The following is a 12,808-nucleotide window of genomic DNA, read 5'->3' on the forward strand; positions in this document are numbered from 1 at the left end:
AGAAGGTTTTAATAAGATAAAAAAGAAGTTTTTATAAAACCTCTTATTTATTTTCAAAGAATTTACTTTATTTTTTTTAAGACCAAAATACAATTGACGGATTGTGAAGTAAGCGATATTTCTACTTTACAGCTCAATTGTCGCTGTCTTCAATATAAAAACAAATGGATCAATAATATTGAAATCTGGCGTACCGGAATGCAGGAAAATTTCATTGGAAGCATACTATGAGAATGTTAAACTTTATGTTTCCAAAAAGTAAATAAATCGTCGGGATATCTACTGTTTTTTAAGGACTTAACGCCATCTTTATACGCTTTGAAACACGTTTTAAAAACCGTTAAAAAAGCTAAAATGTTGAATTTTAATATTTTATTAAAAATAATAGTCGTAAATTTGCGTCGCTAATATCAGTTTGTGACAGGGGCTGAGAAAACAAATTTAATGATTAAAAAATGTTCTTATCTTATTGGTTTAACAGTACTTGTTTTAATTACTGCTTCTGCTTTTAAGTCGTACGAAACAGAATTAATGTTCAATGAGCATTACAAAGTTTCTGAAAATTTAGCGTATCATGTGGCTACGGCTGATGAACATGAACAACAGACAGAAATGGTTCTTGATGAAGTTGTTTTACCAATGACAGGTAAATCTTTTATTGGATTTAAAGAGGCTTTAGCCGTTCGTGAATCTGCCGGAAATTATAAAGCGATTAACGATTACGGATATTTAGGCAAATTTCAATTCGGAAAAGAAACCTTAAAAATTATGGGAATTAAAAACACTAAAGAGTTTTTAGCCAATCCGGAGCTACAAGAAAAAGCGTTTGTTCTATTACTACAAAAAAACAAATGGATTTTACGAAAAGAGATTAAAAAGTACGAAGGAAAGGTTATTGGAGGTGTTTTAATTACAGAATCTGGTTTATTAGCTGCAGCACACTTAGGTGGGGCAGGAGCTGTTCAAAAATTTTTGAAGACCAAAGGTTCAGAAAGTTTTAGCGATGGATTTGGTACTAATATTAAAACGTATCTGAAAAAATTCGCTGGTTATGATATGTCATTCGTTACCCCGGAAAAAAATCCAAAAGTGATTTAGTAACGAAAAGGTAAAAAGAAAAAGTCGACCCGAAGGTCGACTTTTCTTTTTCATAGGAATTTTTTTTTACGTATTCTGCAGTACCTGCAATAAAATAAAGTCATCCGTTGTAGGAATTTGAACTTCACATTATTTAGACAGCCTTTTTAAAAAAAGTCACATCTTTTTGACACATAAATTTTATTATATTCTTTTTGAAATAACAAAAGATGCTTTACTACGTATTTGGTGTCAAATGCAAAATGGAAAAATCTGCTGAAAAGTTCCTTATTATAAATTTATCTTTCCAACCATGTCTTCTGGTTTCACCCATGCATCAAAATCTTCAGCAGTCACATATCCCAAACGAACGGCTTCTTCTTTTAAGGTTGTTCCATTTTTGTGTGCTGTTTGTGCGATTTCAGCTGCCTTATAATAACCAATCTTTGTATTTAGGGCTGTAACCAGCATTAACGAATTAGAAACTAATTCTTCAATACGTTGGTAATTTGGTTCAATTCCCTGAGCACAATGCTCATCAAATGATACACAGGCATCACCGAGTAAAATAGCTGATTGAAGAAAATTAGCGGCCATCAGCGGTTTAAATACATTCAGTTCATAATGCCCCTGAGTACCACCGATAGTGATGGCTACATCGTTCCCCATTACCTGTGCCGCTACCATGGTAAGAGCTTCACATTGAGTAGGATTTACTTTTCGGGCATAATAGAGGATCCCGGTTCATTTTCAGGGATCAGAATTTCTCCGATACCGGAACGTGGTCCGGAAGCAAGCATGCGTATATCATTGGCAATTTTGTTCAGAGAAACAGCAAGTTGTTTAAGTGCGCCATGTGTTTCTACAATAGCATCATGAGCTGCTAATGCCTCAAATTTGTTTTCGGCTGTTACAAAAGGATGCCCGGTAAATTGGGCAATATATTTTGCTACGGTTACATCATAATGTTCTGGTGTATTCAACCCTGTTCCTACAGCTGTACCGCCCAGCGCCAGTTCAGAAAGATGGTCAAGCGTATTGTTCAGTGCTTTTAATCCGTGTTTAAGCTGCGCTACATAACCTGAAAGTTCTTGTCCGAGTGTGAGAGGCGTTGCGTCCATTAGATGAGTACGACCGATCTTGACTACATTTTTAAATTCCTTAGCTTTTCTCTCCAAAGTGCTTTTGAGTTGTTCAACGCCGGAAATCGTTTTTTCAACAACAGCTTTATAAGCGGCTATATGCATTCCGGTTGGGTAAGTATCATTCGATGACTGTGATTTGTTTACATCATCATTTGCTTTTAATACCGGCTCACCCTGACCGATTTCGAATCCTGCCAATACATGCGCCCGGTTGGCGATAACTTCATTGAGGTTCATATTCGATTGTGTTCCTGAACCTGTCTGCCAAATAACCAAAGGAAACTGATCTGCCAGTTTGCCTGCCAGAATCTCATCACATACCTGTGCGATGGCATCTCTTTTTTCAATCGATAAAACACCCAATTCATGATTGGCATATGCGGCTGCTTTTTTCAGATAAGCAAATCCGTCAATAATCTCTACAGGCATTGATGCTGCCGGACCGATTTTGAAGTTGTTTCTTGAACGTTCTGTCTGAGCTCCCCAATATTTATCTGCGGGAACTTTTACTTCCCCCATTGTATCTTTTTCAATTCTGAATTCCATTATTATATTATTTAAAATAAGTTTAAATAAAGTTATAGCTTTTAAAGAGAAACTGCAACGAATTTTTTAGTTATTTTTTAACTTATTGTTGTAATATTGTGAGTAATGTCATACCTTTGAAACGTATACAAAAAAATTCGGAAAACATGTTTGAGTTTCAACAGTACATAGCTTTTTTAATAGGATTAACCATTATGACAATGGGATTTTGGTTAATGATTTTCTTGATTAATTTTGTTTTCTACTGGGTAACTGGTGCGGTGAAAGAGCTAGTCAAGGAGAAAAAGGCTAAAAAAGAATCATAAGCAATCGTTTTGTTTATCATAAAAGGGAATCAATAATTGGTTTCCTTTTTTTTGTACATTTTGGTAACGGTATACTTTTGAACCCAGTGAAGCAGAAAAAAAGTTTATTCTATATAAAAAAGGATCTGTTTCTATTAAGAAAAAGACCCCTTTTAAAAATAAAGTAAACATTTAATACATTAGAATAAACTCATTATCAGATTTATAATGTAATCAATTATAAATTTCATTAAGGAAATAAGAATTGCCATGCGTATTAGTTTTTTTTAGTTAATTACAGGTTGTACATTTTAGTTTCCCATTAGTATATACATAATAATGTGTGCCGTCGTAAATTTTTTCGTTTTCAAAGTAATCTTCGTCTAAATAACGACCTACTTCACTATTCAGCTTAATTTTATAATTATCAGGTAAATATAGTGAAATTTTTATTTGGTTATCAAGTGCATAGTCTTTATTTGTCGTCAAAACTGCATTTGCCAGCAATATTTCATTTCCTTTTATTTCAGAATAATAATCTACCCAGTTTGAACGATCGTTTTTATTCGTAGAAATACGTACTCCATTTTTAGTGATATTGATATCTGATCTAAAATTGTGGGAATATTCACTGTCTATTTCAAGATACCCTTCTTTTTGATTGGTAGAGCGAATCACCATTTCCACATTGTCATTTTCATGATATACAACTGAATCATTTGTATTAAAAATTCTTGGATCTCTTATAAACTCTAAAGACAATGTATCATTTTTGATATGATCCAGTGATTTTTTTACTACATGATGTTCTTCCTGTTCTCGGATGAGTTTTCTAAAAGCATCCTGTTTATAGTCAACCTGAATCATCAGATAGGAGAAAAAGAAGATTGCTGCTGCCCAGAAAAAAGCAAGAATAATAGAAACGATACCAACGTATTTGATGTTTTTATAGTAAATTTTTAATCCTACAAAAAGCAATATGATAAACGGAATTGCACACATCAGGAATAAAGATACTGAAAACCACCATATAGGAACGTTTAGGTCTGCCTGAAGAATCTGTGTGATATGTCTTGCTTCTGTAAAGTTACTGGATTGAAAAGCAAAAGGTACTATCAGCGTTCCCATAATACTGAGTATGGAAAAGATGATAAGAAACATTCCGATAATCTTTTTTACGATTTCTGCAGAATTACCCGATCTGTTTCTGTAGGCGTCATAAGCGTTGATTCGTTCTCCTGATTCATTGTAGTTTTCTTTATTTTTTTTTTCAATATTCTCTACTGTTACCGGTTCTCCATACATTTCAAGAATTTCTGATGTCGTTTTCGCTTTTGGAATGATGATCCATAAAATAGGGTAGATCAGAAAACTCAATCCATACAGAAAAAGCAATAAAATGAAAATAATTCTGAACCAAACCGGATCAACATTAAAATAATGCCCTAATCCTGATAAAACACCCCCTAATACTCTTTTATTACCATCGCGGTATAATTTTTTGGAACGGTTGCCAGAATAATTCGTATGGGTATAAGATTCCTTTTTTTCTGCCTGTGTATTGTTTTCTGAATTCTCATCGTCTAAACGGTAATCTTCAGGTTTCCCCATCAAGCGTTCTACATAATCAACATCATTTAAACCTACAACGCCTGCAGAGCCATTAATACGCTCATTGAATATTTCTGCAATCCGGCTTTCGATATCGCTTAGAATTTCTTCTTTACCTTCTGTATTCAGCGAGTTTTTAATCGCATCAAGATAGAGACTCAATTTATTGAAAGCGTCTTCATCAATATGGAAGACAAGTCCTGAGATATTTATAGTTACTGTTTTGTTCATGGTTTAATTTTTTTGAGTGATTTGTTCCACTGCTAATGCTAATTCGCTCCAGTTTTGGCGAGCTCATCTAAAAAATCTTCGCCCTTTTCTGTTAATTTATAATATTTTCTCGGTGGTCCGGAAGTTGATTCTTCCCAACGATAGCTCAAAAAATCATCGTTTTTTAAGCGGTCAATAAAGGATAAACTGTACCCTCTACCACTAATAATTTTGCTTCTTTCAACATTTCGAGAATTTCAGATGTATAATAATCTTTGTCTCTTAATAAAGAAAGAATACAAAATTCTAAAATGCCTTTTCGCATTTGTGCTTTTGTGTTTTCGATATTCATAGAACGTGTGTTGTGTTAATAATCTCTCTTATTTACATGACAAAGATATGGATAAAAGATTGTACTATGCATTGCAAAGTAGTAATAATTAACAATAAATTAACATTTTTTATCTTTTTGATTCTTGAATAAAAAGTGGTAGATTTACTATAAAACAAGCAATACATGGAGTTTAACAGCCAAAATATCAACAGATTTCTATTTTTCAAATTGCCATCGGCCTATTGGTCCGGTGTACGTGTAAAAACAATAGACGAAAAAAGTTGTCAAGTCACAGTAAGATTTAAATGGTTTAATCAAAATCCTTTTAAGTCTATGTATTTTGCAGTGCAGGCAATGGCAGCAGAATTATCTACCGGCGCATTAGTGATGAGAGAAATCCAGAGGAGCGGCAAAAAAGTTTCCATGCTTGTAGCAAACAATAATGGTACTTATACGAAAAAAGCGGTAGGTACAATCACTTTTACATGTGAGGAAGCCCACAAGGTAAAAGAAGCCATAGAAAAAACCATCCATACAGGCGAAAGTCAACAATTCTGGTTGAAATCAACAGGTATTGATGAACATGGAGATCAGGTTTCTGTAATGAATTTTGAATGGACTGTAAAAGCGAAATAACATGAAAATATTGATAACAGGTGCAACAGGTTTTGTAGGATCAGCTTTGACAAAAAAACTTTTAGAAAAAGGCCATCAGATTCATTATTTAACTACTTCTGAAAAGAAAATAGAAAATCATTCTAACTACAAAGGTTTTTTATGGAATGTGGCAAAACAGGAGATTGACAACAACTGTTTTGAAGGGTGGATATTATAGTGAATCTGGCCGGAAAATCAATCAACTCAAGGTGGAATGCAAAGAATAAGAAAGAAATCATGGAGAGCAGGGTTCAGGCTTCTCATTTGTTGTTTCGTTCCCTTTCGGTAATTGATCATACTGTAGTTCAGGTCATAAGTGCTTCTGCAATTGGATTTTATCCATCTGATTATGAGGTTTGCTATACCGAGAAGCAACAACAGGCCAATCCTGAATTTTTAGGTCAGGTATGTAAATTATGGGAAGCACATAATCTCAAATTTTCAGAATTAGGTATTCAGTCTACCATTTTCAGATTTGGTCTTATATTGTCTGCGGATGAAGGCGCCTTGCCCCAGTTTACAAAATTAATACGACTGAATCTGGGCAGTTGCCTCGGTTCGGGTAAACAGTGGTATTCATGGATTCACTATGAAGATGTGATCGGTATGCTTATCTACGGAATCGAACAGCAGTTGTCAGGAATCTATAATTGTGTAGCTCCGCATCCGTTACGGCAAAAAGAGTTTTTAAATACCATAGCAAAACAGCTTCATAAAGTGAACTGGTTACCGAGAGTTCCGGAACTATTTCTTAAAATTGTTTTAGGAGAAAAGCACCAGCTTGTGACGGACAGTCAGCAGGTATCCAGCGAAAAAATAGTGAATAAAGGATTTGAATTTAAATTTCCTGTACTTAAAAAAGCATTAGCGGATATCTATAAAGAAGATTAATTGGCCAATTTTCTAAGCTCATTATGATGCACTATTTTGATGCGCTTTCCTGTCAGTTCAATAAGATCTGCCTTTTTTAACTCTGCCAGAAGTCGGATGCAACTTTCTGTTGCCGTACCTACTGTACTTGCAATCTCCTCTCTGCTCAACTGAATATTTAAAAACCCGTCTGTATCAGCTCCGGCTAACTCATACAGATGTAAAAGGGTAAATGCGAGACGCTCTTTGACTGTTCTGTGGGTATGATTGGAAGAAAACTCGTTTGCTTCTTTTAGCTGGTGACAGATGTCTTTCGTTACCTCTAAGGAAAACTTATTATTTTCATTGAAAAATGTCATCAATTCCTTTTTGGTATAAAGCATACTTTCATATCTTCAACAGCAACGGCACTCAGATTTGAAACTTCTTCACTCAATACAGAGCGCTGTCCGAGTAATTCTCCTTTTTTTATGAATTTTAAAATAGTGCTTTTTCCTTTAGAATTCATCTTTACGATTTTACAGGTTCCTTCTTTAATACAGTAAACACCGTTCATCGTATCTCCTTCACTGAAAATTGTCTCTCCTTTTTTTACTTCATAAGAATCTTTACAATTAGATAGGTGAATAATTTCGTCTTTATTCAAAGCCTTAAGCGAACTTAATTCTCTTACAATACATTGTTCACATTTTGCACTCATACCTAACAATTTTAATTCTACTGCAAAGATACGCATAATATGATAATTATCATTTTTTAAGGAATTCTTTACACGGAAATTTGTAGCAGGTAAAGCAAATAAATAAGAAGTATGTTAAATTGTTTTCATTGCGGAAATGAAATCATTGAGAAAGAACGTATTTTTTTTGATGATAAGGATTTTTGTTGTAATGGATGCAAAACGGTATATGAGATTTTCTCAGAAAACGATTTGCAGGCCTATTACGATTTCGAGAAAATGCCCGAGCAACACCTTCTCAGGTTTCCGGTAAGTTCGATTTTTTAAACAATACAGATATTGTTACAAGGTTGTTAGACTTTGAAGAAGACAATCTTCATATTGTCCGTCTGTATATTCCACAGATTCATTGCAGTTCGTGTATCTGGATTTTAGAGAATCTGAATAAGCTTAATAAAGGCGTACTGACATCTCAGGTTAATTTCTCACAAAAAAAGGTAAGCATTTCTTTTCTGCCTGAAACCGTTTCTTTAAAAGAAATCGTTTTATTGTTAACCCGGATAGGATACGAACCCTATATCAGCCTTGAAAATTATAATGAAAAGCCTAAAATGGTTGATCGGAGCCTTATCTATAAAATAGGTGTTGCTTTTTTCGGTTTTGGAAATATCATGTTGCTGTCTTTTCCGGAGTATTTCAACGTTGATGATTATTGGATGCAGGAATATAAAAACTTCTTCAGATACCTGATTTTAGGTTTGTCTCTGCCGGTTTTTTTATACTCAGCCACTCCATATTATAAATCTGCCTGGAACAGTATTAAAACGAGAACATACAATATAGATATTCCAATGGCCTTAGGAATTATTGTAATGTTTGTAAGAAGTGTGGTAGATATTTTCTTTCAGGACGGGCAAGGCTTTTTAGATAGTATGTGTGCATTGGTGTTTTTTATGCTCTCCGGTAAATTAATCCAGCAGACTACTTTTAATTTCCTGTCTTTTGAACGGGATTATAAATCTTATTTTCCAATAGCCGTTACAAAAATTATTGATCGTAAAGAAGTACCGGTTCAGGTATATGAAGTAGAAAAAGGAGATGAGCTGTTGATAAGAAATCAGGAACTAATACCGGTTGACAGTGTTCTTTTATCTGAAACTGCTTTTATTGATTATAGTTTTGTGACGGGTGAAGCCATCCCGTTGAAAAAAAATCAGGAGATAAGATTTTCGCAGGCGGAAAACAAGTGGGGAATGTAATTCGTATTCAATCCATAAGTACGGTTTCTCAAAGTTATCTGACACAGTTATGGAGCAATGAAGTGTTTCAGAAAAAAACCGATCAGAAATATAAAACGATTACGGACAGAGCCAGCCGTATTTTTACTCCAGTATTGCTCAGCATTTCCATCGCAGGTTTTATTTTCTGGAGTTTTATAAATCTCAACACCGCTTTTAATGTTTTTACGGCTGTACTCATTATCGCCTGTCCGTGTGCTCTGGCACTTACAGCACCTTATACATGGGGAAATGTAATACGTATAATGGGACGTAAAAAACTATACCTCAAAAATACCGTGGTAATTGAGCAGCTTTCAAAAGCCAATACTATTGTTTTTGATAAAACAGGTACTCTGACTTCTCATACTTCTGAGCAGATATTTTATGAAGGAGTAACACTTTCTTCAGAAGAGACGGCACACATAAGAAGTATTGTCAGAGGATCTAATCATCCGTTGAGTAGAAGACTCTATAATTTTTTACCACAAAATCTGATTGTTAAACCTGATTCATTTGAAGAAATGACAGGAAATGGTATGATCGGAATTATAGATGGAAAAGTATACAAAATCGGTTCTCAAAGTTTTATAAATGTTCATAAAAAACAATCTGATCAGAAGACACGGGTATTTATTCAGATTGATAATGTTTACAAAGGTTGTTTCGTATTTAATAATCACTATAGAGAAGGTGTGGCAGATTTGTTCAGGATATTGGAAGCCCGTCATTATGATCTGCATGTGTTGTCTGGAGATAATGAGGGAGAAAAAAGACATTTAGTGAGAATTCTGCCTCCATCCACCCATTTGGTGTTTAACCAGAAGCCCGAAGAAAAACTGTTGTATATAGCCAATCTGCAGCAACAGGGTAAAAACGTATTGATGGTAGGAGACGGACTTAATGATGCCGGAGCACTCGCACAAAGTAATATCGGTATTTCTATTTCTGAAAATGTCAATGTATTTACCCCTGCGAGCGATGCTATTCTCGATGCCACACAATTCAAAAACATCCCCGTTTTTTTACAGTATGCGAAGAATGCAATGAAAACAATACGCATGAGCTATTGTCTTGCTATTGCGTATAATGTCGTAGGTATTTCATTTGCTTTGACCAATCATTTATCTCCTTTGGTTGCGGCAGTAATCATGCCGTTGAGTACCGCTTCCATCATCAGTTTTGTAACGATAATGAGTAATTATTTCGGAAAGAAAAAAAGTTAATAAAATCTAAAAAGTATTTAGCCAAAGCTGATAATTATCATTTTTTAGAGGGTGCGGTAGTGGTACTTTTGATAAAAGTTTTAAGGTATGAGTGTCATGTATGTATTAATCAGTATCAGCATTTTTGTCGCCATTATTTTCCTGATTCTTTTTGTGAAATCAGTAAAAAACGGACAATTTGATGATGGCTATACCCCATCAATAAGAATGCTCTTTGAAGATGAGGTTAAAAAACAATCAAAAACAAATAAAAACAACAATTCAAATTAAGTAACTATGGAAATGCAACAATTTTACTACGATAACAAAATAGTAAAAAATTCCTCTACGCTTCTCTCTTGTATGGAGTTATAGGTATGTTGGTTGGCTTGCTATTGGCTCTGATGTTTATTTTTCCGAATATAACGGATAATATTCCGTGGCTGAGTTTCGGACGTCTGAGACCTTTGCACACCAACGCCGTAATTTTTGCCTTTGTAGGGAACGCTATTTTTGGAGGTGTATATTATTCCCTGCAACGACTTTTAAAAACAAGAATGTATAGCAATGTCTTGAGCAGTATCAACTTTTGGGGCTGGCAGCTGGTCATTATTTCAGCGGTATTGACATTACCGTTAGGCTATACTTCATCAAAAGAATATGCTGAACTGGAGTGGCCTATTGATATTCTGATTGCCATTGTATGGGTTGTTTTCGGGATTAATATGATTATGACCATTCTTCGCAGACGGGAACGCCATTTGTATGTAGCCATATGGTTTTATCTTGCCACTTTTGTAACAGTTGCCGTATTGCATATTTTTAACAGTCTTGAATTACCGGTAAGTGCTTTTAAATCCTATTCAGTATATGCAGGTGTACAGGATGCTTTAGTACAATGGTGGTACGGACATAATGCGGTAGCTTTCTTTTTGACAACACCTTTCCTTGGGTTGATGTATTACTACTTGCCTAAAATAGCGAACCGTCCTGTATATTCATACCGACTTTCGATTGTTCACTTTTGGTCTTTGATTTTCCTGTATATATGGGCAGGACCTCACCATCTGCTGTATTCTGCATTACCGGAATGGGCACAAAATTTAGGAGTTGTCTTTTCAATAATGCTTATCGCTCCGTCTTGGGAGGTATGATCAACGGATTACTGACCTTGCGTGGAGCATGGGATAAAGTACGTACTGAACCTATTTTGAAATTTTTTGTAGTAGCGATTACAGGTTATGGTATGGCCACGTTTGAAGGACCTATGCTTTCCTTAAAAAATGTAAATGCTATTGCGCACTATACGGATTGGATTGTAGCACACGTACACGTTGGAGCGTTGGCATGGAATGGATTTATGACCTTTGCAATCATTTACTGGTTACTGCCAAAAATGACCAAAACACAGCTTTATTCTAAAGGCCTGGCAAATTTCCACTTCTGGATCGGTACTCTGGGATTATTCTTTATACCATTCCTTTATATGTAGCCGGATTCAACCAGCATTTAATGTGGAAAGACTTTAATCCGGATGGAACTCTGAAATATGGTAACTTTCTGGAAACTGTAACTGCAATCATGCCGATGTATTATATGCGTGCTATTGGTGGAGCCTTATATGTAACAGGTGTTTTAATTATGGTGTACAACATCTATAAAACAGTAAAAGCGGGACAGAAAGTAGAAGACGAACTGGCAGAAGCACCGGCTTTAATAAAAATGGCTTCAAACCGGGTACGTGGTGAAAAATTCCACTCATGGCTTGAGCGCAAACCTATTCAGCTAACAGTATTGGCTACAGTAGCAATTTTAATAGGAGGTATCGTGCAGATTGTACCTACAATTGTAGTTAAATCAAACATTCCAACCATCACAAGTGTAAAACCTTATACACCATTAGAGCTTGAAGGAAGAGATTTGTATATACGCGAAGGCTGTGTAGGGTGTCACTCTCAAATGATACGTCCGTTCCGCTCAGAAGTAGAACGATATGGTGAGTACTCCAAATCAGGTGAATATGTATATGACCACCCGTTTTTATGGGATCCAAAAGAACAGGTCCTGATTTAATGAGGGTAGGAGGTAAATATTCTGACAATTGGCATTTTAACCATATGTACGACCCTCAGAGTACTTCTCCGGGATCTATTATGCCGGTTATAAATGGCTGTTCGAGAACAAACGTTTAGACATCTCCCATATAGAAGATAAGATGCGTGTGATGGCAAAACTGGGAGTTCCATATACTGACGAAGAGATTGCAGACGCTAAGAAAAATATGGAAGCACAGGCAAAACAGATTGAAGAAAACCTTAAAAACGATCCTGATTTTGTAAAATCTTATGAAGAAAGTAAGAAAAATGCTGCTGTAAGAGGAGAGGAGTTTGTACCGATGAGCGACAGAGAAATCACAGCATTGATTGCTTATCTTCAACGTCTCGGGACTGATATTAAAGTAAAAGAAACCGTTCAAAAATAATCGATTATGTTGAAGTTTATTAAACACAATATGGAAACCATTATGGCATCGAAATTTATCCGATCATCTCATTACTGATTTTCTTCATCTTTTTTTTAGGCTTATACATTTGGGTTTTTACTTATAAAAAAGAAGCTATAAAAGAATTGAGTAACCTTCCTTTTGAGGAAGGTACTCTATCCACTGAAAAAACAGATCATACGTTATGAAAAAATATTTTCCTGTATATGTAAGAGTTCCATTGCTGTTTGGATTGTTTTATGGAGCGATAGAATTTTTTGTTGATTCCGGAGATAAACCGGCGTTTATTGAATATCCTTCTTTAGCATTTTGCTGATGCTGTTTTTGTTTGTCATCATCGCTTTGAGATTGTAGGCAATGCAGCAACCCAGATTGTTGACAGATTGATGTCTCCTGAAGAGAGAGAAGAG

10 protein-coding genes and 6 pseudogenes are annotated in these 12,808 nt (G+C 35.2%); 11 read left to right on the forward strand and 5 right to left on the reverse strand.

The window, feature by feature from the left end; translation table 11 throughout:
* Positions 1–60: 60 nt before the first annotated feature.
* A complete protein-coding gene (locus QW060_RS19470; protein ID WP_290364964.1) occupies positions 61–231 on the forward strand; it encodes a DUF3127 domain-containing protein in 171 nt (56 codons plus the stop codon).
* A gap of 213 nt (positions 232–444) precedes the next feature.
* Positions 445–1,098, forward strand: a complete 654-nt coding sequence (locus QW060_RS19475; protein WP_290363832.1) for a lysozyme family protein — start codon at positions 445–447, stop codon at positions 1,096–1,098.
* A 270-nt stretch (positions 1,099–1,368) separates the two neighbouring features.
* Here QW060_RS19475 and fumC read toward each other — a convergent pair.
* A pseudogene (fumC, locus tag QW060_RS19480) lies at positions 1,369–2,768 on the reverse strand (class II fumarate hydratase).
* A 146-nt stretch (positions 2,769–2,914) separates the two neighbouring features.
* On the opposite strand from fumC, the gene QW060_RS19485 reads away from it, so the two are divergent.
* Positions 2,915–3,073 (forward strand): hypothetical protein, encoded by a 159-nt coding sequence (locus tag QW060_RS19485; protein ID WP_290363830.1) that lies wholly within the window; start codon positions 2,915–2,917, stop codon positions 3,071–3,073.
* Positions 3,074–3,343: 270 nt separating this feature from the next.
* Here the strand turns inward: QW060_RS19485 and QW060_RS19490 are convergent, their stop codons facing one another.
* Both QW060_RS19490 and QW060_RS19495 read right to left on the reverse strand, forming a co-directional pair.
* A complete protein-coding gene (locus QW060_RS19490; RefSeq protein ID WP_290363829.1) occupies positions 3,344–4,894 on the reverse strand; it encodes a PspC domain-containing protein in 1,551 nt (516 codons plus the stop codon).
* A gap of 3 nt (positions 4,895–4,897) precedes the next feature.
* A pseudogene (locus QW060_RS19495) lies at positions 4,898–5,225 on the reverse strand (PadR family transcriptional regulator).
* Between the two features lie 165 nt (positions 5,226–5,390).
* Between QW060_RS19495 and QW060_RS19500 the strand changes: the two are divergent.
* From QW060_RS19500 to QW060_RS19510, 3 genes are read left to right on the forward strand one after another with little or no spacing between them, the layout of a single operon-like run.
* Positions 5,391–5,843, forward strand: coding sequence for a DUF4442 domain-containing protein (locus QW060_RS19500; protein ID WP_290363827.1), 453 nt, complete (start codon positions 5,391–5,393; stop codon positions 5,841–5,843).
* Between the two features lies 1 nt (position 5,844).
* Positions 5,845–6,042 (forward strand): NAD-dependent epimerase/dehydratase family protein, encoded by a 198-nt coding sequence (locus QW060_RS19505; protein ID WP_290364962.1) that lies wholly within the window; start codon positions 5,845–5,847, stop codon positions 6,040–6,042.
* The gene (locus QW060_RS19510) at positions 6,030–6,755 is read left to right on the forward strand and encodes a TIGR01777 family oxidoreductase (RefSeq protein ID WP_290364963.1); all 726 of its coding nucleotides are present in this window, start codon (positions 6,030–6,032) and stop codon (positions 6,753–6,755) included. The genes QW060_RS19505 and QW060_RS19510 overlap by 13 nt, the downstream gene beginning before the upstream one ends.
* On the opposite strand, the gene QW060_RS28100 is transcribed toward QW060_RS19510, so the two are convergent.
* Positions 6,752–7,117: a Crp/Fnr family transcriptional regulator gene (locus tag QW060_RS28100; protein ID WP_317623207.1), complete on the reverse strand. Its 366-nt coding sequence runs from the start codon at positions 7,115–7,117 to the stop codon at positions 6,752–6,754. The two genes, QW060_RS19510 and QW060_RS28100, sit on opposite strands and share 4 nt — an antisense overlap.
* Positions 7,093–7,470, reverse strand: coding sequence for a Crp/Fnr family transcriptional regulator (locus QW060_RS28105; protein ID WP_317623208.1), 378 nt, complete (start codon positions 7,468–7,470; stop codon positions 7,093–7,095). The genes QW060_RS28100 and QW060_RS28105 overlap by 25 nt, the downstream gene beginning before the upstream one ends.
* Positions 7,471–7,545: 75 nt before the next feature.
* Here QW060_RS28105 and QW060_RS19520 point away from each other — a divergent pair.
* From QW060_RS19520 to QW060_RS19540, 5 genes and pseudogenes are all read left to right on the forward strand, one after another.
* A pseudogene (locus QW060_RS19520) lies at positions 7,546–9,916 on the forward strand (heavy metal translocating P-type ATPase).
* Positions 9,917–10,003: 87 nt separating this feature from the next.
* Complete coding sequence (gene ccoS / locus QW060_RS19525; RefSeq protein WP_290363823.1) at positions 10,004–10,186, forward strand: cbb3-type cytochrome oxidase assembly protein CcoS; 183 nt, start codon at positions 10,004–10,006, stop codon at positions 10,184–10,186.
* Between the two features lie 86 nt (positions 10,187–10,272).
* Positions 10,273–11,387: pseudogene (locus tag QW060_RS19530) on the forward strand (cbb3-type cytochrome c oxidase subunit I).
* Positions 11,388–11,617: 230 nt separating this feature from the next.
* Positions 11,618–12,377, forward strand: a pseudogene (gene ccoO, locus QW060_RS19535) (cytochrome-c oxidase, cbb3-type subunit II).
* A 6-nt stretch (positions 12,378–12,383) separates the two neighbouring features.
* Positions 12,384–12,586 (forward strand): annotated as a pseudogene (locus QW060_RS19540) (CcoQ/FixQ family Cbb3-type cytochrome c oxidase assembly chaperone).
* Positions 12,587–12,808 lie beyond the last annotated feature (222 nt).

This window comes from Paenimyroides ceti (assembly GCF_030409925.1).

What these genes read in the sequence shown, in the direction of transcription:
- QW060_RS19475 (WP_290363832.1), top strand. Translation starts at nt 445, where the DNA reads ATGATTAAAAAATGTTCTTATCTTATTGGTTTAACAGTACTTGTTTTA.
- QW060_RS19485 (WP_290363830.1), top strand. Translation starts at nt 2,915, where the DNA reads ATGTTTGAGTTTCAACAGTACATAGCTTTTTTAATAGGATTAACCATT.
- QW060_RS19490 (WP_290363829.1), bottom strand. Translation starts at nt 4,894, where the DNA reads ATGAACAAAACAGTAACTATAAATATCTCAGGACTTGTCTTCCATATT.
- QW060_RS19500 (WP_290363827.1), top strand. Translation starts at nt 5,391, where the DNA reads ATGGAGTTTAACAGCCAAAATATCAACAGATTTCTATTTTTCAAATTG.
- QW060_RS19505 (WP_290364962.1), top strand. Translation starts at nt 5,845, where the DNA reads ATGAAAATATTGATAACAGGTGCAACAGGTTTTGTAGGATCAGCTTTG.
- QW060_RS28100 (WP_317623207.1), bottom strand. Translation starts at nt 7,117, where the DNA reads ATGCTTTATACCAAAAAGGAATTGATGACATTTTTCAATGAAAATAAT.
- QW060_RS28105 (WP_317623208.1), bottom strand. Translation starts at nt 7,470, where the DNA reads ATGCGTATCTTTGCAGTAGAATTAAAATTGTTAGGTATGAGTGCAAAA.
- ccoS (WP_290363823.1), top strand. Translation starts at nt 10,004, where the DNA reads ATGAGTGTCATGTATGTATTAATCAGTATCAGCATTTTTGTCGCCATT.